Below are 19,988 nucleotides of genomic sequence, written 5' to 3'. Positions count from 1 at the left end.
GCACGTGTCGACGATCGTCTTCCTCCACGCCCACCCCGACGACGAGGCCTCGCAGACCTCCGGCACGATGGCCCGAGCGGTCGACGAGGGGCACCGGGTGGTCCTCGTCGTCGCGACCAATGGCGACCACGGCACCGCCCCCGACGACCTCGGCCCCGGCGAGACCGTCGTCGACCGTCGCCGCCGCGAGCTCGCCGCCTCGGCCGCGGCGATCGGGCTGCACCGGGTCGAGTGGCTCGGCTACGCCGACTCCGGGATGACCGGCTGGGAGCAGAACGCCCACGACGGCGCCTTCACCGGCGCGGACGTCGACGAGGCCGCGCGCCGGGTCGTCGAGGTCCTCGACGACGAGGACGCGGACGTGCTCGTCGGCTACGACTGGCACGGCGGCTACGGCCACCCCGACCACGTCCAGGTGCACCGGGTCCTCCACCGGGCCGCGGAGCTCGCGGCCCGCCGCCCGCGGGTCCTGGAGTCCTCGATGAACCGCGACGCGATGCGGCGCATGTACGAGGCGGCCCGGGCCGCCGGCCGCGACGACGACTGGGACCCCGACCGCCCCATGGACGACGGCAACCCGATGGGCACCCCCGAGGCCGAGCTGCACTGGCGGGTCGACGTCACCGACCGGATCGAGCGCAAGCGCGCCGCGCTCTCCGCGCACGCCAGCCAGACGAGCGACGTCGGGATGATGCTCGCGATGCCGCCCGAGGTCTTCGCCGCGGTCTTCGGCCACGAGCACTACCTCGAGCCGGGCCGCCCGGCCGGGATGGTCGACGGCTGGCCGTTCGACCCGGTCGCGGAGTAGGTGGCCCGCGCGGTCAGTGGACGACCGCGACCGGCACGCTCGAGCGCTGCACGACCGTCCGGCTCACGCTGCCCATGAGCAGGCCCGTGAAGCCGCCACGTCCCCGACGGCCGACGACGACGAGGTCGGCCCCACGCTCGGCGGCGACGGCGAGCAGGGCGGTGGCCGGCTTCTCGTTGCGCACGAGGACGTCGACCGCGACGTCGGGGTGCGCGGCACGGGCGGCCTCGAGGGCCCCGCGCGTCGCCTCGGCGAGGCGGCTCTCGACCCGCGCCCACCGGGCGCTGCCCGGCTCGGTGACGACGATCCCGTCCTCGATCTCGAGGGTCCAGGCGGTGACGGCCGTGACGCTTCCGCCGACCGTCGCGGCCTCCTCGACCGCCGCGGCGAGGGCCCGGCCCCCGGCGTCGCTGCCGTCGGCTCCGACGACCACCCGGTGCGGCTCCACCGGCGGCAGCGACTCGGGCACGACGACGACCGTGCCGTGCCCGTGGGCCACGACCGCGAGCGCGGTCGAGCCGAGGACCAGGCGCTCCAGTCGGTCGTGGGTGGAGGCGCCGACGACGACCGCCGCGGCGCGCTCCGAGAGGGAGACCAGGACGCCGGACGGCGACCCGAAGGGGGTCCGGACCCGCACCTCGAGGTCGGGGTGCTTCGTCCGGACGGTCGCCGCGAGCTGCTCCAGGCGCGCCCGGGTGCTCGCCTCGAGCTGTTCGCCGAACCACGGCGCCTCGGTGGCGATCACGGCGTAGGGCGTCAGCGAGACCCCCACGTCCACGACGTGCACGAGCTCGTGCGCCACGTGGTGGCGCAGCGCGAAGGCGCTCGCCCAGGCGAGCACCGCCGCCTCGTGGGAGGAGCCGTCCAGGGCGGCCACCACCATCCGGGCCGACCCCTGCGGGTCGTGGCCCGACCTGCTCGAGAGCTCGTCGTCGGCCATGCCCCCAGTGTCCTCCGGTGGTGGCGACGGCGCAGTCTCGTGGCTCACACCGGCGGCCCCCGACGGCGGCCCCCGACGAGGGCCCGCACGAGGGCGCGCGGAGGCGCTCGCGGAGCCGGTCACGGCGACCATCGAGGGGCCTCGCCCTCGATGCAGGGTGGTCGCCGTGACCGTCGGCCGGGCACAGTGCCCGGACGTCTCTCCCCGTGGCTCGACGCCCACCCTGCCCCCACCTGCGGGGACGCGCCAGAGCGGGCGGCCAATTCTCAGAAAAGGCTTACGCGCGGCTCATCCGACCGTTAACCTCACGTCACGAACACGTCATGAGAGGCAGCAGGGGATGGCTGACATTCTCATCGTCGACGACGAGGTGCGCCTGCGCACCCTGCTCAGCCGCACCCTCGTCGCTGCCGGTCACCGGCCGCTGTCCGCAGCGGACGGCGCCGAAGCCTGCCAGACGGTCCGCAGCCGCACCGTCGACCTCGTGCTCCTCGACCTCGTCATGCCGGGCATGGACGGGCTGACCGTCCTGCGCCAGATCCAGAAGCTCGAGGACCCGCCGCCCATCGTCGTGCTCTCCGGCGTCGGTGACGTGGGCACCCGCGTGCAGGCCATCAACGAGGGCGCCACCGACTTCGTCACCAAGCCGTTCGTCACCGCCGAGCTCCTCGCCCGCGTCAACCGGCACCTCGGAGTCCCCCGCTCGGTCGCCGAGTCCGGCCGCTACCTCGTCCACGGCGACCTGAGCCTCGACACCCGTCGCCGCGTGCTGAACACCCCGCAGGGTGTCCGCTCGCTGAGCGAGCGCGAGTCGGCGGTCCTCGCCTACCTGCTGCGGCGCGAGGGCGACGTCTGCACCCGCGAGGAGCTGCTCAAGGACATCTGGGGCTACGACTTCGACCCCGGGAGCAACGTCCTCGAGGTGTGCGTCGGGCGGCTGCGCACGAAGATCGCGAACCCGACGATGATCGAGACCGTCCGTGGTGTCGGGTACTGCGTCGCCGAGGCGTGACCCCCGCCGCGCCGGCGGCCTGTTCCTGCTCTGGTTGGGCATCCTCGTCGTGTGCGGGCTCTTCATGCTGCTCGTGCCCTCGGTCGAGCTCGCCGCCATCGAGCTGGTCATCCTCTCGTTCGCGGTCCTCTACGGCTTCGGTGCCTGGCCGGTGGTCCGCACGGTCACCTCGGTGGTGGCCTTCGCGGTCGTCGCGGCGGTCATCATGTTCCCCCGCGTCGACCGCGGGGACCTGCCGGCCGTCGAGATGATCGAGGTCGTGACACCGGTCGTCCTGGCCGCCGTGGTCACCTACCACGTCCGCCGTCGTGATGCCGCGATCGAGGCGGCCGAGGTCCTGGCCCGGGCCGACCGGCGCAGGTCCAGTGCGCGGGAGCGGCTCGGCCGGATGACCTCGCACGAGCTGCGCACCCCGCTGACGATCGCCCGGGGGTACGTCGACCACCTCGTGGCCAGCGAGGTCGACGACGCGCGTCGGGAGGACCTGACGACGGTGCGCGAGGAGCTCGACCAGCTGACCCGGCTCTCCGAGCGCCTCGTCCGCGCGGTGTCCCTCGACCTCGGCGCCCCCGACGTGCCCGCCGACTCCGAAGGTCTGCTCGAGGACGTCCGCCGCCGGTGGGCCGTCGTCGTCGACCGCGACCTCGTGGTGCGTGCCGAGGCCGGCAGTGTGCCCGTCCACCCGGAGCGCCTCCGCGCCGCCCTCGACACCCTCGTGGAGAACTCGGTCCGCTACACCGTTCCGGGAGACCGCATCTGCCTCTTCAGCGAGGTGCACGACGGCCTGGTCGAGGTGGGCGTCGAGGACGAGGGCTCCGGCATGTCGGATGATCTCATCGCCTCGGTCAACGAGGGCCAGGCCGCCCTCTACGACGACGACGCCGGACCGGGCTCGGACGTCTCGTCGCAGCTCCGGGATGCGTACTCGCAGACCGGGTTCGGCCTGCGCATCGTCCAGGCCATCGCGAGGTCGGCGGGTGGTCGGCTGGTCGCCGGCCACGGGCGGCGGGGCGGGGCGAGGGTGGCGCTGGCCGTTCCGACCGAGTGAGCCACCAGGCCGCGACGGTGCTCAGCGCCACGCGCGATGGAGCGGCCGGATCACCAGCAGGGTCAGCACCACGGTGTGGTCACGGCCGCCGCCCTTGGCCCGCACGGTCACCCGGTGGACGCCGGGAGACAGCCGCGGGAGGGCCTGGATGCGCAGCGCGGAGGTCCACCGGCCCGAGCCCAGCTGCTGGGGCACGAACCACCAGTTCGCCTCGGCGGCCGAGAGCCCTTCGAGGCTCAGCGTCGTCGGCGCCGTGAACCCGTCCCGGGGTTGCACCCTGAGCACCACACCGGCGGACCGCGACCCGGCCATCGCCACCCCCGGGCGGTCGACGGTGAGCCCGAAGTCCCCCACGACCCCGGTGGGGCCGAACTCGGCGTCAGCGGCACTGACGTCGAGGAGACCGGCGCCGAAGGTGGAGTCCGGTCCAGGCGCGCCGAGGTCGTGGGCGGTGCCGGTGAGCGCGCTCGTCAGGGCGTCCGGGGTGAGGGTCGGACGGTCCTGCATCAGCAGGGCGACCGCGCCGGCGACGTGGGGTGCCGCGATCGAGGTGCCGTCGACGTAGGCGTACGACCCGCCCTTGTCCGCGGCCAGGATCGTCTTGCCCGGCGCGACGAGGTCGGGGAAGACGCGCGTGCGGCCGCCGCACGTCGAGGGCCCGGTACTCGAGAACGACGCGATCGTGTTGTTCGCCGTGACGGCGCCGACGGAGAGCACCTCGGGGTAGTTGGCGGGGCTCGCGCTCGACCCCGTCGCCGACGGGGCGAAGTTCCCCGCGGCCGCCACCGGGAGGATGCCCGCGGCGCGCAGGGCGGCGATGTCCGGCTCCAGGCTGAGGTCGCACCCCGCCCCGGTCCCGAGGACCCAGGACAGGTTGACGACGTCGGGTGCGTCGTCGGTGGCGGGGTCGTGGTCCGGGTCGAGCAGCCACTGGAAGGCCTGGTGGATGGCCGACAGGGTCGAGCCCCCGGCATCGTCGTAGATCCGCGCCGCGACCCACCGAGCCCCCGGGGCCATTCCGTACGGCGAGCCCGCGTCCGTGTCTCCCACCATCGTGCCCATCACCGAGGTGCCGTGCCCGAGGAGGTCGACCGGGGCGGCGTGCTGCCCGTAGGGGTCGAACCACGAGTTCGTCCCGCCCCGCCACGACGCGGCGAGGTCCGGGTTGGTCGTGTCCACCCCCGAGTCGAGGCTGGCGACGACCACCCCGGTCCCGGTGCGGCCTCCGGCCCACAGCTGTGGTGCGTGCGTCGCGTCGATGTTCGGCTCGGGTGGCAGGAGGGTCGAGGTGATGACGACGCGGTCGGGGACGATCGAGGCGACGTCGGGACGTGCGGCGATCTCGCGCACCGCATCCGGGGTGGCCCTGACGGCCACGGCGTTCGTCACCCACAGGGGATCCTGGCTGCGGACCCGGCCCCGACGGGCCAGGCGGTCGAGGTCGTCGCGGACACCCCGCTGTCGCGCCTCGGCGGCCGCGCGCAGGCCGCGGACGAGCGACTCGTGGCGCGAGCGGCCGGAGCCCTTTGCGGCGAGGGATGCGGGTGAGGCGGCGTCCGAGCGAAGAGTGACCAGGACCGACACCGTCGCGTCGGGGTCCACCCCGGCGAGGAGCGCCTCGACGGCGGGGGCGGCGGGGGCGGCGGCACCCGCGGGTGCCGCCGCGGGCACCACGAGCGTGGCGGACAGCGCCGCCACGGCCAGGGACGTCGCCAGACGTGGCCTCATCTGCTCGCCACCTTCTCCAGGGATCTCAGGTCCTCGCTCCGGCGGGGACCGGCAGGAACATAGTCGAGGTGCTTCCGGCGGCGCACGAGAACCACTCCGGAGGTGACCATGAGGATGAGTCCGAGCGCGACGAGCGTCGTGACGACCCGCAGGACGGGCCAGTCGGTGCCCGAGCTCCACGGTGCCAGGACGACGCTGGTGCGTCCGCCCTCGCGGTGGAGGAAGACCTCGGCGGTCCAGTCACGCACGCCCGGGTCGGGAATGCGTGCCTCGTACCGGCCGGGTTCGGTCTGGGTCAGCGTCACGCGCTGCTCGCCGAGGCTCCGCGGCGCGGTGACGACACCGCGGGTCACGCCGACCTCGACGCCGGTGACCGGCGTCCCGAGCGGCTTGACGACCGCCTGGGCTCGGACGACGAGACGTACCTCTTCCCCGGTCGGGACGGCGTCGACGGTGACGAAGAGCCCGTCGACCCGGTCGCTCTGGGGGGCGTCCGCGGTGATGGCCGAGGTCACCTCTCGGGCCGTCGGTACCGAGGTCATGACGGCCGCGACCCCCACGGCGAGCACGAGGACCAGTCCCTCGACGAGAACGGTGGTGCGCAGGGGGTGCGGACGAGGACGCCAGGCGCTGCCGAGACCCAGCACCCGGCCCACGGTCCCGGCAACGCGCGGGTTGACCACCAGGGTGTTGTAGGCGGCGATCCCCAGGGCGACCCCGACCACGGCCACCTTGGCGAGGACCGCCGGTCCGTAGACGCCCCGGAAGAGGGCGGCCCACGTCCCCACGTGGGCCCCGGCCTCGAAGACGCCGGTGGCCAGCAGCGTCCCCGAGGCCACCGCCGCCACGGGGCTGAAGGAGCGCCACGCTGCGAGCGCGACCCCGGCCCGTCCGTCGCGGTCGAGGAGGGCCAGCGGACGCAGGACGAGGGCGAGCACGAGCAGGCCGCCCGCCCACACCCCTGCGGCGAGCACGTGCGCCGTCGCGGCGACCCAGACGAGCACGACTCCCGAGGGCAGGGCAGAGGCGTGTCCCGCCCAGGCGTCGAGCGCGACCGAGACCACGAGGGCGGCCGACGCCACGAGTGCGGGCCGGGCGACGCCTCGGGCGGCGCTGCGACGGGCCGTCCAGAGCGCGAGGTAGGCGACGACGAGGGCGAGCAGGCGCGCGATCCAGAGCCGGCCCCAGGTGCTGTCGAGGAGGACCTGACCGAGTGCGGCGGTCCACTCCCCCGAGCCCACCGACGCACCGACCTGGGACGCGGTCGTGACCAGCGGTGTGGCGACGGCAGCGACCACGGCGAGGGTTGCGCCCGTTGCCCCGAGGGTGAGCACGCGACGCCCCGTGCGCCGCGACAGCGGGCCCAGTAGGGGCACCACCCGGCGCAGCGCCAGGAGGGAACCGAGCGCCAGCAGGGTACCGCCGAGGTCGAGCGACCGAAGCAGCACCGGGGTGGGCGGCGGCAGGGCGCTGTCCGAGCCTGGCAGCCCGTCCGGCCGGAAGCCGCTGCCGAAGACGACGGTGCCTCGGGTCGGGTGGCCGTCGGCGGCCACGACGGCCCAGGACAGCGTGTAGGTCCCCTTCTCCAGGGGCGGCGTCGTGAGGTGCACGACGCGCCTGTCGGCGTCGACCGCGACCGTCACCGGCACCCTGGCCGTGTCGCCCTCGAGCGTGAACGTGCTCGCGCTCGGGGTGATGGACTCGCCGTACCAGAGGGTCAGCGTCGTCCGACCGGTCGCGACCATGCCTCCGTTGGGCGGGTCGGAGCGCTCGAGCGTGGCGTGCGCCGAGGCGGCGCCCGCTGCCCCGACGAGCAGGAGGAGGGCCACGAGCAGGGCCTGCCCGAGGCGCGGCAGGACCCGGCGACCCCGTGCCGCCGGGGGCGTCACGGACGGTGGCCGGGTCGGCGAGGTCACGCCTGCGCCACCACGTGCTCGAGGCGGACGTCACCGACGATGACGGTCACCTTGGTGCCGTCCTTGATGGCGTTCTGCGTGTTGGCCATGATGAAGAAGTAGGTGCCCCCGAGGTTGAGCTCGGCCTTGTGGTTGTGCGGGCGCGACACCATGGCGAGCGTCTGCCCGGTGTCCTCGACGACGAGGACCGGTCGCTTGTCCTCCTGGTGGAGCAGCAGGCTGGCCTTGTCGGGGTCGACCACCTGGTAGCGCAGCTCGATCATGCCGCCGCCGGCGGTGACGCCGAGCAGTGTGATCTTGGCGCCGGTGCGGGCGCCGAACTCCTCGGCCGAGACCGCCTCGGTGCCGGAGCGGACGTCGGCGGCGTGGGCCATCACGGCGCGCACCCCGAAGAACGCCGCGAGGGCGAGGACGAGCAGCGCCGCGACGAGGACGACGCGACGCCGGCTCGGCGCCGACGGCGCCACGGGGGCCGCGGTGAGGGTTCCGGTGCTCATGGTCACTCCTGTGGGTCGGGACGCCGGCCACGAGTCGTCTCGTGGCCGGCGCCCCGGGTCGGTGGTCAGGGAAGGGTGAAGCCCTCGAGGTCGCGGTTGTTGTCCGTCGTGGTCAACCCGTGGGCCGACCCGTCGAACCACGTGCTCCACACACCGTTCCGGCGCACGACCACGTCCTCGTCCGGCACCGTGGCGAACCCGGTGACGGTCGAGTTCGTCGCCGCGAAGGAGAACGCCCAGTTGCTGCCGCCGAGCCAGTTGAACCCGTCGACGTTGGCGGTGTCGGGGATGCCGATGGTCGAGGTGTCCAGAACCCGGGTGAACGAGGTGCGACCGTTCCAGCGGTAGATGTCGGACTGGCTGCCCCGCGTCGAGGTCGACCCCGGGATCCGGGTGTCGTTGACCGACAGGTAGAGCCGACCGCCGACGACGTCGATGGCGTCGACGTTCGCGCTGAAGACCCGCCAGCGGCTGCCGTCGAAGGCCAGCATCCAGCTGTTCCCGTTGCGGTAGACGACGTCACGCGGCTGCACCTGGCCGAGACCCGCCAGCGTGACGGTGTTCGAGAACGACAGGTAGAAGTGCGTCGCGTCGACCCTGCTGTAGGCGTCGATGTTGGCGTTGGGGGGCAGGCCAGGGAGCGGGGTGCGGATAGTCGTCGTCCCGTTGTAGCGGTAGACGTCGCGTACCGTCCCGGCCACGCCGACCGGAGGCGACGCCACGGTGGCGTACTCCAAGGAGTGCGTCACCACGAGCGGGACCTTTCCGACCGTCACGTTGCCCGCCGCGTCCCTGGCGCGCACCGTCAGCACGACCGTGCCGTCCGAGAGCGACGAGGTGTCGACGGTGGTCGAGAACGCACCGGTGGTGGTGTTGCCCGTGATGGGCGTCGCCTTGCCGACACCGGGGTCGGTCGCCGCGAACCACTCGAGGACCGTGAGCCCCGCCGGGTCGGTGGCCGTGCCGCTGAGGGTCACGCTCGGCGCGCCCGCCGACGGCGACGGAGTGACAGACAGCCCGCTGACGACCGGTGCGGTCTTGTCGACGGTGAGGACCACGCTGACCATCGGGCCCCAGTTGCCGGCCGCGTCGTGCCCGTGCAGGTAGACCGTGTGCGGGCCTTCCGACATGAGGCGCACCGTGGCGAGCGGGATGTCGAGGTAGACGGCCTCCGTCGGCGACGAGTACGCACCGTCGGCGGCCTCCATCGGGATACCGGCGCCGTTGGCCCCGGCGGTCTCGAGGAACGCCTCGGCCTTGTCGATGCTGCTCTGCGCCGTCGGGAAGGTCCCGCCGTCGCCCGAGGCCAGGTCCTCGACGGTCGCGGTGAGGCGAACCGCCGGCGAGGAGCCGTTGACCGGCAGCGCACCGTTGTTCGGGTTGGGCGTGAGCGTCTGGTCACTCGTCGTCGGAGCCCCGCGGTCCACCGTCAGCTGGACGTCGGCGACGTCACCGGGGTTGCCCGGCTCGTCGGTGGCCTGCACGTGCACCAGGTGGACGCCGTCCGCCAGGCCGGTGAAGGCCGACGCCGGGATGGTGCCGACGAGGCTCGCGACCGGTCCGGTCGTCTCGAGCGTCATGCCCGAGTGCGCCCCGCCGTCGATCCACCACTCGGCGCCGCCGATCGCGCTGTTGCCCGAGGCGGAGTCGTTGCCGGTGGCCGAGATGCCGATGGTCGCCGAGCCGTTGCCGCGGTCCGGGGTCAGGGTGAGGCCGGTCGTGGTCGGGCCGACGTTGTCCGAGCCCTGGACGAGCACCGAGCTCCACGGGCCCCAGCCACCGCCGGTCTCGTGGCCGTGCACGTAGAGGATGTGCTGGCCGGCCGGGGTCGAGTAGGTGGCTTCGTACGTGCCTGCCGTGGCGCCGGCGGTCATCGCCGTGCCGGTGCCGACCGTCGTGTCGACGAGGTACTCGACCGCGTCGACCGCCGGGTTGCCCGCGAGCGCGGTGACCTGCGCCGACAGGGTGTTCGTCGCGTCCGCCCAGGCGACCTTGCTCGTCACCGGACCGGACGACGCGACGGGCTGTCCGTTCGCCGCGACGTCGATGACCGTGAGGGCACCGCCCAGACCCGCCGCGTTCGTGTTGTGCAGCGTGAGGCTGGCGTCGTAGACCGGCAGCTTGCGGGCCGTCGGACCCGAGGGGACGGTGACGATGGCGTCGGCCGTCTGCCCGGGGCCGAAGGTGTCGGCCACGAGCCGGCGCGAGATGTCCATCGTGCCGTTGAGCAGGCGGCTGCCGTCGTACGCGACGACCCGCTGCTCGGCGCCGAGGACCGACATCGAGTGGTAGAAGGTGCCCGCGTTGACCCACCGCAGGAGCACGTCGGTACCGGCGCCGGCGGTCACCGGGTCGCTGTCAGCGTGCACCTTGCCGTTGATCAGCTGGTAGCGGGGCGTGAAGGCGCGCATGTCGAACGCCGCCTTGTTCGCCGCGGTGTTGAGCGCGGGGTCGATCTCGCTGACCACCATGACCTGCTCGGAGTCGTACGCGGTCGCGGCGTCGGCGTACGCCTGACCCGCTGCCGACGGGCGGACCACGAGGGCGCCGTAGAGGCCCATCGCGACCTGGTGCTGGTGGTTCGCGGTGAGGCCGGCCTCGTAGAGGTAGGTCCCGGGACGCGACGCCGTGAAGGAGTACGTCGCCGTGCCGCCGTTCGCGGCACCGGTGGTGTCGGGGACGAGCTGCTGCCCACCGAAGTACAGCGAGCTGGCCTCGCCGACCGCGTTGTGCAGCGTGACCGTCACCGTCTGACCGGCATTCACGGTGAGCGTGGGCCCGCCGGGCTTGTCCACCGCGGCACACGGGGTGTCGGCGGCGGTCCGCTGGCAGTAGCCCCAGACAGTGAGGGAGGTCGTGCCGGTCTTGGTCGGCAGCGTCGTCGACCCGACGGTCGCGTCCAGGTGGATGTCGACGTCGGCCGCGCTGGCCGACCCCGCCGGCCCGAGCAGCAGGCCGAGGGCCGCCAGGGCCCCACCGGCGAGCGTCGAGAGAGCGGCAGTGCGAAGGTGCTTGTTCATCGTCGTCCCCTCTCTCACGGGCAGGTGTTGGGCTCGGGCGGCTCGATCCGCATGTACGTGATCGGGCCGGTCATCGTCACGCCCCAGGAGGTGATCTGGAAGAGGGCGTGGTTGTGCGAGATGATGTAGAACTCGCCGCACTGGTTGAGCGTCTGGATCCCCGGTGGCAGGTCGTGCGTGTTGCCGAGGTACGGGCTGCCGCTGTAGAAGGTGCCGACGACCTGGTTGGCCAGGTCCGGGACGGTGACCGTCACCGGGTTGTCGACGCTGTAGTCCTCGGCGTCGTACCACTTGAAGATGACGTCCCAGGTCTGGCCCGGCCCGATGTTGATCGCGAACTTCTCCATCGAGAGGTCCTCGCCACCGGAGCTGAGCGCCTTGGACTGCCGGCCGTCACGGCCGACGACGAGCCCGTTGTTGCCGTGCGGGTGGAACGGGTAGTCCTCACTGCCGACACTGAGGTAGCGGGCCATCCCCGGGAGCGGGTGGTAGCCGGGCTTGGTGCTGTCCGGCTGGTAGGGCTTGACCGTCGCCAGCGAGCCGTACGGCTGCGAGGGCAGCCACGAGGCGAAGTTGTCGGCGATGCTGTCCGGGTACCCGCGACCGTTGATCAGCCAGTACCTGGCCTTGTAGTTGTTGAGGTTGAAGGCCTTGTGCTGCTCGACCGCCGCGTGCTGGTAGGGGTCGATCTCCGAGAGCAGGACCATGAACTCCTCGGTCGGGTCGAACGCGGTGCTCGCGTCGTCGTAGGCCTGGGAGTCACTGTCGGCCGGTCGCACGATGAGTGCGCCGAACAGCCCCATCCGCACCTGCGTCTCGGGGTCGGTCCCCGACTCGTAGAGGAAGGTGCCGGCGTGCGTGGCCTTGAAGCTGTAGGTCACGGTGCCGGTCCCGGCGGCGGCCGGCTGGGCGAGGCTCGTCATGAACCCGCTGCCCGCGATCTGCGGCTGGGACGGCACCCCGTCGGCGAGCACCTCGTCCTGGCCCGGGAAGACGATGGAGGCCGGCACGTCGAGGGTGTTGTGGAGGATCACCGTGACGGTGTCGTTCTCCTTGACGCAGAGCACCGGTCCGGGGTGCTGGAAGGCGTCGAAGCCGCTCGAGTAGCCGTACATGAACGACGTGTTGCCGTCCGGCAGGTCGATGTAGCCGGTGCGCGTCGTGAGGTTGAAGACCGGCTGGCCCGGCGCGGCGCCGGCGTCACCCTTCGTGCAGACGATGCCGTTGCGGGGCGGAGCCGCCGCGGTGGCCGGTGTGACGGCCGAGGAGGCCGCGGCGCCGACGGCGAGCAGCGACCCGACGGCGAGGGCGAGACCCCGCCGGACGCCACGGCGGGCGAGACGCGTCGTGGTGTTCATGCCGAGAACCCCCAGTCGTTCGGGAACGCTTGCGGGGCGGGCGCACCCGCTCCGGCCGCGTAGACCCGGATCTGTGTCGCCTGGCCGCCGAACCCGCCGGCGGCGAGGTTGTCCGAGCGGCTGAACGAGCGGTTGTAGAGGAAGTAGGTGTCGTAGGCACCCGAGCCGGTCTTCGGCGGGGCCGTGACGAGGACGTCGTAGCTCTCGCCGGGGCCGATGTTCAGCGTGTCGGTCTCGTACGAGGTGTCCGCTCCGTCGTGCTCCGTGGTCGCGCTCGTGCGGCCCCGCATCGGGGTGGCGTCGCGTCCGACGACGCGCATCCGCATCCCGGTGATCGTCATCGCCGACTCCCGGAAGCCGAGGTTGGCGAACCGCAGGGCGATCCGCTCGCCCGCGACGCAGTTGACGAGCGAGGAGATCGGCTGGTGCTTGAGGTCCTCGCGGCCGGCCGGCGCGATGAGGTTGCCGTCCGCGGCGAAGGTGCGCCCCGGCTCGACGTCGAAGGGGTTGACGCCGGGACCGTTCGCCTCGAGCGTGTCGGGGTAGACCCGCCCGTTGAGGAGGGCGAAGTCGGCCCGGTAGTCGCTCCACTCGGGCAGCTGGATGTGGGCGTCGGCCCAGTGCGCCTCGGCCCACACCTCGGAGAGGAACATCGCGAACTCGCGGTCGTAGCCGGTGCTGCCGTCGCCGTCGTTGTAGAGGAACTTCGTGTAGGTGCGGCCGTCGTGGGTCTTGCTCGTCCCGTTCTGCCTCGGTCGGACGAAGACCATGCCGGTCATGCCCATGTGCACGTGCTCGACGTCCTCGACGTGGCAGTGGAACATGTAGGTGCCGGGGTCGCGCGGCCGGTAGACGTAGGTGAACTCGCCGCCGGCCCGCACCGAGATCGACCCGCTCGGCTCACCGTCGAAGAACGGGATGACGTTGCGGAAGCCGTGCCAGTGCAGCGTGTGCGCGTCGAAGAGGTCGGGCCGCAGCTGGAGGCCGAGGTTGGTCAGCTGCACCCGGAACTCGTTGGCAGGGTTGCCGTCGTACTCGTCCACCCAGAACATCGGCGCCGAGTGCTGCGCGTGGTACTTCTGCGCCAGCCGCTGGGCCGTCGACATCCCGGTGACGTTCCGGAACCCGAAGATGTACGTCGTCTTCCCGGGACCGATGTCCCGGCCGATGGGGTCCGGGTGGAACGGCGGGATGGCCGGGTCCTCGGGCAGGTGGATCCAGCCGTCGGTCCCTGCGAGGTAGAGGTCCGGAGGTGCCCCGGCGGCCTCGGCCACCTGCTCCGGCAGGAGGACCTTGCCGGCCCAGGTGGCCGCGCCGGCCACGAGGGCGGCGCTCCCGGTCAGGCCCAGCGCCCGACGCCGGCTGAGGCCCCGCCGGGTGGGCTCGGATGTGTCCGGGCCCACCGGGACGGAGGAGCGGCGTGGCATGTCGAGGTCGGTCATCGGAGTCCCCTGTTGAAGGTCGTGACGAGTCGGCGGAAGAGCCTGGGGTTGATGCGGACGGCGACCCGGACCGGGGCGGCGGCGGCACCCGCCACCGTCGTGCCCGGGACCGAGAAGGCGTCGATGTCGAGGTTGTCCGCGGTCAGGCCGTGCGACGTGCCGTCGAACCAGACCGACCACGCCCCGTCCTTGTACTCGACGACGTCCTCGTCCTGCACCGCCCCGACACCCGGGAGCGTCGTGTCGGCGTCGAACGAGAACCACCCGTGGTCGGGCGTCGTCGGGTCCCAGACGGACCCGTCGAGCCGGGCGGCCGCCGGGACACCGTGCGCGGTGGAGTCGGCGTTCCAGACCCGGGTGAACCGGGTGCCGTCCCACCTGTAGACGTCGGCGTCGTCGCCGGCGCCTGCGATCCCGAAGGGGGTGACGTTGCCGGCGGTCGAGAAGTAGAGGATCCCACTGCGGACCGTGATGCCTCGGATGTCGAAGGCGTTGCTGATGCCGAGCCCGTGGCGGCTGCCGTCGAACCACAGCGACCACGCGCCGTTGTTGTAGTAGGCGACGTCCTCGTCCTGGACGGTGAGGCGGTTCGTCAGCTGCATGGAGGAGTTCGAGAAGGAGACGTAGCACTGCGTGGCACTGACGCACGAGAGGCCGTCGACGTCGGCGCCGTTGGGCAGGGTCAGGTCGACCTTCCTCGAGTAGGTGTCGGTCGCTCCGTCGTGCTGGTAGACGTCGGCGGGGTCCGCTCCTCCACTCACCCCGGGGACGCCGGCGGTACCCGTCGAGCCACCCGTGGTCGAGAACTGGAAGGTCGGACCGGCCGGCGGTGGCGGGGGCGGTGGCGGGGCGGCGCTGCCGAACTCGTCGGCTCCGGCGTCGTACCCGGCGCCGGCGGGACGCGTGTCCCCGTCGATGTCCACGGTCGGGGCGGGGACACCACCGCGCGAGAGCGCACCGATGTCGCACGCCGGGGACCCGGTCGTGCCGCACCCGCTGAGGTGGTAGTCACCCTGGAGGTCGGCGGGCACCTCGACGACGGAGATGTTGGCGTCGACGAACGCCGGGTTCTGGCGCCAGGTGGCGAAGCTCACCGAGACCGGCCAGGAGGCGACGATCTTGGGGTCGGCGTGCTTGTTGGTGGCGTCGTCGACGTACGTCCGCGCGGCCGAGGACGGCTGCTGGATCACCGAGTTCGTCGGCGCCAGGTCCACGCTCGGGTCGAGCGACCCGAGGTCCCACACATCGACGTCCCCGGCGCCACCGATCCCGATCCCGCTCACCGTCGCCCCGTTGCGGGTCCCGGCCATGTTGTTCCACAGGATGTTGTTGAACAGGACCGGCTTGCTGTAGGCCGGAGATCCGTCCGGCAGCGTGCCCTGCAGCTGGTCGCTGTTCATCCCGGTGGCGATGCCGGACGGGGCCGGCAGGCCGTTGGAGGTCACCGCGGTGGCCGTCGTGATGTTGTCCATGATCGTGTTGTTGACGATCCGGACGTCGGGGGCGTCGTCGATCGCGATGCCCGCACCCTCGTGGGTGGACACGTTGCTCGTGATGACGTTGTTCGTCACGTTCATCGGGTAGTTGCCGGCCATGAGGAACCGGATGGCACCACCGTCGTCGTTGGCGAGGTTGCCCTGGATCTCGTTCGCGTAGATGTCGACCGCGCCGGCACCGTGCGACAGGGTGGTCGGGTCGGCCGGCAGCGCACCGGCGACCATGATCCCGGCGCCCTCGTCGTTCGAGTTGTTGAGGGTGATCCGGTTGTCGTGGATCTTGCCGCCCGGGCTGTAGCCGAGGTGGCTGACACCCGCGCCGTACTCGAGCGAGAAGTTGCCGCAGATGTCGTTGCCCGAGATCTCGTAGCCGTCGGAGCCCGCGAAGAGGCCGATGGCCCCGGCGTAGTTCGTCCCCGCGTTCTGGACGATCCGGTTGTTGACGATCCGCACGTGCTCGTTGTGCTGGTTCTCGTCGGCGCCGGTGAGGTCCGGGGTCCCGATGCGGATGGTGCCGTACCCGCCGCCGTTGTTCTCGACGACGTTGTTGGTCACCTGGAGCTCGCGGACGTAGGCGTTGGCGAAGATCGCGCCGCCCTGGGTGACGATGTTGGCCGGGAGACCCGTGGGCTGACCGGTGAGGTCGTTGATGTTGCCCGGGAAGCCCTGCTGGTCACCGCCACGGAGGTCGAACCCGTCGATCGACGGCTTGAAGGTCGCGTTCAGCGGGTACTGCCGGACGTTCGAGCCGTTGCCTGACGAGCCGAGCAGGTAGACGACCGCGCCGTCGCTGACGGTCTGGTTGCCCGACCAGGTGAGCCCGCCGACCTTGGTGAACCAGTCGGTCGCGAGGTCGGTGTCACCGCCGAAGGCGCTGCCGTCGACGACCGTGCCCGGGACCCACGTGCTCGAGGTGCCCGTGCCCTGGAACCCACCGGAGCCGACGCCCTGGAGCTTGACCGGTCCGGTCACCACGAGGTTCTCGTAGTAGGCGCCACGGGGGTTCAGGGCCGTCGGCGTGTTCGGGTAGACGACCACGACCGTGTTGCCGGCCTGGTTGCCGGTGACGGCGTCGTCGAGGGCGTTCTGGATGGCGTGGCTGACGCCGACGGTGCCCGTCTGGCTGGCCGTGCTGGTCGGGTCGTACTTCGGCGCCGTCGCGTGGCCGGGGCCGACCTCGAGGATCCGGGGGTCGTAGGACGTCGAGGAGGTCGTGGCCCCGGTGACGTGGATCGTGACGCCGGAGACGCTGGCCAGGCCGTTGCCTCCGGTGACCGACAGCTGCAGCGGCCCGGCAGGGATCTGCCCGGTGGTGTAGCCGGCGGTCGGCACGTCGACGACGATCTGCGTGTCGTTCCACGAGACGACGTGGAGGCTCGTCGACCCGAGGACCACCTTGCCGGTGCCCTGCGTCGCCCCGAAGCCGCGTCCGGTGATGGTCACCCGGCGCGAGGCCGCCGAGGTGTCGGTCGATCGGACGACCGGCTTGTCCACCGAGAACACCTGCGGGCGAACCGGGTTGACGTAGCACTGGACCGTCGTCGGGCTCGTGCCCGGCGTGCCGAGGCTCACGCCGACCTGGGTTGGTGCGAGGTCGGTCGGGATGGTGACGCCCGGCGTGGCCTCGAACTCGGTCGCGATGGTGCGGAACCGCGGGTTGTAGTCGGCGTTGAGGTGGCCCGGGGTGCCCGGGTCGTTGCCGACGAAGCGGTACATCCCCTGGCAGACACCGGAGGGTGTCGGGCAGCTGATGTGGTCGGTCGACGGCATGAGCACGTCGTAGAACCCGTTGTAGTCGGAGTGCGCCGTGTACTTGAGGTCGCCGGCGAAGTCGTACAGCCCGACCGGGGCGTTGGCCAGACCGGCCTTGTCACCGAAGAGGGTCGTCCGCTTGTCGGTGGAGTAGTTGAGGTCGTCCACGATGAGGCCGCGCAGGCGCGACGGCACCGGGACGTCGGTGAACAGGTGGAACATCGGCACGATCGACTTGCCGTTGTTGAGGGTGACCAGCTTGGTGTCGCAGCGGGGCTTGGTCATGCCCTCGTAGGGCGAGCCGCCCATGTCCGCGAACGGCGCGTTGTCGACGGGGGTCGAGGCCGGGACCTGGACCCCGTTGGCGAGCGTCGTGGCGCCGTAGCCGTCCGTGCCGACACCCTGGACGTCGACGGTGTGCTGGGCACCGGCGCACGACGGCGGCGGCACCTGCGGGACGATCTGGTCGCCGCGGGCGATGTTGATGTCCTCCTCCGAGGTCACGTCGTACATCGGCTTGCCGCGGGCGTCCTTGGGGATGTCGACGGAGACGAGGTAGTCGCCGGCGCCCAGGGCCTCGAAGCCGGTGCCGCCGGTGCAGGTCGGGTTTGCCGGGTCGCTGTCGTTCAGCGTGCCCGTGCAGCCGTCGCCGAAGCCGTAGTTGCCGTCGACGGCTGCACCGAAGTTGGCTGCGGCCGGGTCGTTCTGGTCGGTCGCGTACGTCCCGACCTGGAAGCCCTGGACGAGGGCCGAGAGGCACTCACCGTCCGTGCTCTGGTTCGGGACGAGGACGTCCTCGTCGGTCCCGTGCGCGTAGGGCACGCCGTCGGCGTCACGGGCCACGCAACCCGTCGGGCGGCTCCACTTCTCCGAGACGTAGGAGTTGAGCAGCTTGCCCTTCTTGTACGAGCCGTCGGTGGCGAGCTCGTAGGTGTCGGTCGGGTCGCACGGCGCGCCCGCGGTCGTGCCGCAGTCGACGGGCGCGTAGAGCCGCACCGGCACGCCGGAGATGCCCGGCTGCCAGTCCTCGGTCGCCGCGTACTGCGGGTCGAGCTCGTTGCGGGTCGTGTCGTAGGAGACCGAGCCGACGATCCCGCCGTTGCGCGGACCACCGTTGCGGCCGGTGGCGTCGTACTTCTGGACGCCCCAGTCGACGGTGCCGCCGAGGCCGATGATCGGCAGGACGCTGACATCCACACCGCTCCCCTTGACCGTCGTCGGCGTCGGCTGGTTGTCGGCCTGGTAGGTGACGCCGGTCGTGTAGAAGCCGTCCGAGTACGCCTCGAGGACCATCCACTCGGCCAGCGGGTAGCTCGCGGGGAACTCGTAGTAGCCGGTGCTGTCGGTGCCCGCCGTGGTCGAGCCACGGTCCATCAGCGAGTTGTCCTTCTTGCGCATGGTCAGCGGGAACTGGGCCACGCCCTGCTCACCGGCGTCGCGCTTGCCGTTCTTGTTGGCGTCGAGGAAGACGTGCCCGCTGATCGGGGTCCACCAGCCGTTGAGCGGCAGCTGCTTGAGGTCGACCGTCTCGCCGTTGTCGACGGTGACGTTGGTCAGCTGGAGGATGTAGTCCTGCTTCTCGTCCCACCAGGTCAGCATGTAGTTGCCGTCCGGGACGTGCGGGATGGTGAAGGTGCCGTTGGCCGCGGACCGGCCGACCCACACCGCCCGGTCCCCGCTGTCGAGGTCGTTGAGCGAGAGCACACCGTCGGAGATCGGCTTGTCGAGCTTGCTGCCGATGCTGCCCCAGTACTGGTTGAAGCTGCCGCCCCTGGGGGGGTAGTACTGCTTGACCGCGACGACCGTGCCGGTGATGGACCCGGCGGCCGTCGACCCGAGGAGGTTCTTCGGTGAGACGAAGCCGAACTGCGGCGTGGGAACGGGCTCACCGGCGAGCGTGAACTCGGTGTCGTAGCCGGTCGCACCCTCCATCAGCCAGGTGTCCCAGTCGTGGTTGCCCTCGAGGGTCGTCGTCTGGATCCAGTCGGTGTTGTCGGGCGGGCTGATCCACGTGGTGTAGCGGTTGGTGCCGAGGTGCGGGATGACGAGCATGCCCGTGGCGTCGCTGAAGCACTTGCCGCCGATCGTCTCGACGACGGGGTTGCCGTCGGCGTCCCGGTCGGCCCACGGGATCGAGTAGTCCGCGTTGGGCCCGGTCCGGTTCTCGCCGACGTAGGTGGTGCACAGCGGGTTGCCGTAGACGTCGGTCGTGACCTCGCCGAGGATGTCGTTGATGTGGCCCTGGAACCCGGGCAGGCCGTTCTCGCCGTTGTCGATGGCGCTGTTGGTCGAGGCCTCGTCCTGGAAGATGAAGGCGCGCAGGGTCGCGTCGACGAGCGGGTCCGGCTGGACGGTGACGCCGACGGTCGCCGTCGCCGTGCTGCTGCTGGCGTCCATCGGGACGGTGAAGTGGGTGCCGTCGATCTTGTAGCCGTCGGCGAGGACGCTGATGACGTAGCGGCCGTTCGGGAGGGTGAGGCCCGCGCCGCCGGCGAAGTCGGAGGCGGTGCCCTGCGTCCAGATCGGGGCGCCGGTGACCTCCTTGATCGAGGCCCAGTCGCAGCTGGCCGGGTAGCCCGGGTCGTCGGCGTTGCAGCCGGACCCCGGCACGGGCGCGCCGACGGGGTCACCCTTGCCGGCGTTGTCGACGTTGATCATGTAGCGGAAGTCGGTGACGGCGTCCCCCTTGTGCACCGTCGAGCCGGGTGCGCGCCCGTCCGCGGCGCTGGTCACCGCGACGGTGACCGTGTTCGTCGTCGCCGCGTGCGCGGGGGCCGCGACGAGCACCGGCACCGCGACGGCCGATCCCGTCACGAGCGCCGCCGACCCGATGAGGGTGACCACGCGCCGGAGGAGCGCCTTCGGCCGCGACAGGCCGAACCGCACCGCACCCCTGCGACCGGTGCCGCCGACGGCACCCGTCCGACGCGTGGTCGCGTCCATCTCCTGCGAGTGGACGTGATGGTTTCCC

General features: G+C 71.9%; 11 protein-coding genes. 3 read left to right on the top strand and 8 right to left on the bottom strand.

What is annotated here, in order from left to right; translation table 11 throughout:
• Positions 1-4: 4 nt before the first annotated feature.
• Complete coding sequence (locus tag PKA89_RS03480) at positions 5-808, top strand: PIG-L family deacetylase (RefSeq protein WP_324416649.1); 804 nt, start codon at positions 5-7, stop codon at positions 806-808.
• A gap of 13 nt (positions 809-821) precedes the next feature.
• Here PKA89_RS03480 and PKA89_RS03475 read toward each other — a convergent pair whose 3' ends face one another.
• A complete protein-coding gene (locus PKA89_RS03475; protein WP_324416647.1) occupies positions 822-1,748 on the bottom strand; it encodes a universal stress protein in 927 nt (308 codons plus the stop codon).
• 340 nt (positions 1,749-2,088) lie between these two features.
• Between PKA89_RS03475 and PKA89_RS03470 the strand changes: the two genes are divergently transcribed.
• Together PKA89_RS03470 and PKA89_RS03465 are read left to right on the top strand one after the other, a co-directional pair.
• Positions 2,089-2,760, top strand: a complete 672-nt coding sequence (locus PKA89_RS03470) for a response regulator transcription factor (protein WP_324416646.1) — start codon at positions 2,089-2,091, stop codon at positions 2,758-2,760.
• A gap of 34 nt (positions 2,761-2,794) precedes the next feature.
• Positions 2,795-3,808 (top strand): HAMP domain-containing sensor histidine kinase, encoded by a 1,014-nt coding sequence (locus tag PKA89_RS03465; protein WP_324416645.1) that lies wholly within the window; start codon positions 2,795-2,797, stop codon positions 3,806-3,808.
• Between the two features lie 21 nt (positions 3,809-3,829).
• Here the strand turns inward: PKA89_RS03465 and PKA89_RS03460 are convergent, their stop codons facing one another.
• The 7 genes from PKA89_RS03460 to PKA89_RS03430 form a co-directional block, all read right to left on the bottom strand.
• On the bottom strand, positions 3,830-5,536 hold the full coding sequence (locus tag PKA89_RS03460; protein ID WP_324416644.1) for a S8 family serine peptidase: 1,707 nt from the start codon (positions 5,534-5,536) through the stop codon (positions 3,830-3,832).
• A complete protein-coding gene (locus PKA89_RS03455; protein WP_324416643.1) occupies positions 5,533-7,452 on the bottom strand; it encodes a copper resistance protein CopC in 1,920 nt (639 codons plus the stop codon). Before PKA89_RS03455 ends, PKA89_RS03460 begins: the two co-directional genes overlap by 4 nt.
• Positions 7,449-7,949, bottom strand: a complete 501-nt coding sequence (locus tag PKA89_RS03450) for a hypothetical protein (protein WP_324416641.1) — start codon at positions 7,947-7,949, stop codon at positions 7,449-7,451. The genes PKA89_RS03455 and PKA89_RS03450 overlap by 4 nt, the downstream gene beginning before the upstream one ends.
• 65 nt (positions 7,950-8,014) lie before the next feature.
• On the bottom strand, positions 8,015-10,969 hold the full coding sequence (locus PKA89_RS03445; protein ID WP_324416639.1) for a multicopper oxidase domain-containing protein: 2,955 nt from the start codon (positions 10,967-10,969) through the stop codon (positions 8,015-8,017).
• Between the two features lie 14 nt (positions 10,970-10,983).
• The gene (locus tag PKA89_RS03440) at positions 10,984-12,327 is read right to left on the bottom strand and encodes a multicopper oxidase domain-containing protein (RefSeq protein ID WP_324416637.1); all 1,344 of its coding nucleotides are present in this window, start codon (positions 12,325-12,327) and stop codon (positions 10,984-10,986) included.
• A complete protein-coding gene (locus PKA89_RS03435; protein ID WP_324416634.1) occupies positions 12,324-13,769 on the bottom strand; it encodes a multicopper oxidase domain-containing protein in 1,446 nt (481 codons plus the stop codon). Before PKA89_RS03435 ends, PKA89_RS03440 begins: the two co-directional genes overlap by 4 nt.
• Positions 13,766-19,960 (bottom strand): SdrD B-like domain-containing protein, encoded by a 6,195-nt coding sequence (locus PKA89_RS03430; RefSeq protein ID WP_324416632.1) that lies wholly within the window; start codon positions 19,958-19,960, stop codon positions 13,766-13,768. The genes PKA89_RS03435 and PKA89_RS03430 overlap by 4 nt, the downstream gene beginning before the upstream one ends.
• Positions 19,961-19,988: the final 28 nt, after the last annotated feature.

The organism is Phycicoccus sp., from assembly GCF_035325325.1.
GTDB lineage: Bacteria > Actinomycetota > Actinomycetes > Actinomycetales > Dermatophilaceae > Phycicoccus.
Note: the sequence above shows the minus strand (reverse complement) of the source record. Positions and strands in the feature narration are given on the sequence as shown.

What these genes read in the sequence shown, in the direction of transcription:
- PKA89_RS03475 (WP_324416647.1), bottom strand. Translation starts at nt 1,748, where the DNA reads ATGGCCGACGACGAGCTCTCGAGCAGGTCGGGCCACGACCCGCAGGGG.
- PKA89_RS03470 (WP_324416646.1), top strand. Translation starts at nt 2,089, where the DNA reads ATGGCTGACATTCTCATCGTCGACGACGAGGTGCGCCTGCGCACCCTG.
- PKA89_RS03460 (WP_324416644.1), bottom strand. Translation starts at nt 5,536, where the DNA reads ATGAGGCCACGTCTGGCGACGTCCCTGGCCGTGGCGGCGCTGTCCGCC.
- PKA89_RS03450 (WP_324416641.1), bottom strand. Translation starts at nt 7,949, where the DNA reads ATGAGCACCGGAACCCTCACCGCGGCCCCCGTGGCGCCGTCGGCGCCG.
- PKA89_RS03445 (WP_324416639.1), bottom strand. Translation starts at nt 10,969, where the DNA reads ATGAACAAGCACCTTCGCACTGCCGCTCTCTCGACGCTCGCCGGTGGG.
- PKA89_RS03440 (WP_324416637.1), bottom strand. Translation starts at nt 12,327, where the DNA reads ATGAACACCACGACGCGTCTCGCCCGCCGTGGCGTCCGGCGGGGTCTC.
- PKA89_RS03435 (WP_324416634.1), bottom strand. Translation starts at nt 13,769, where the DNA reads ATGACCGACCTCGACATGCCACGCCGCTCCTCCGTCCCGGTGGGCCCG.
- PKA89_RS03430 (WP_324416632.1), bottom strand. Translation starts at nt 19,960, where the DNA reads ATGGACGCGACCACGCGTCGGACGGGTGCCGTCGGCGGCACCGGTCGC.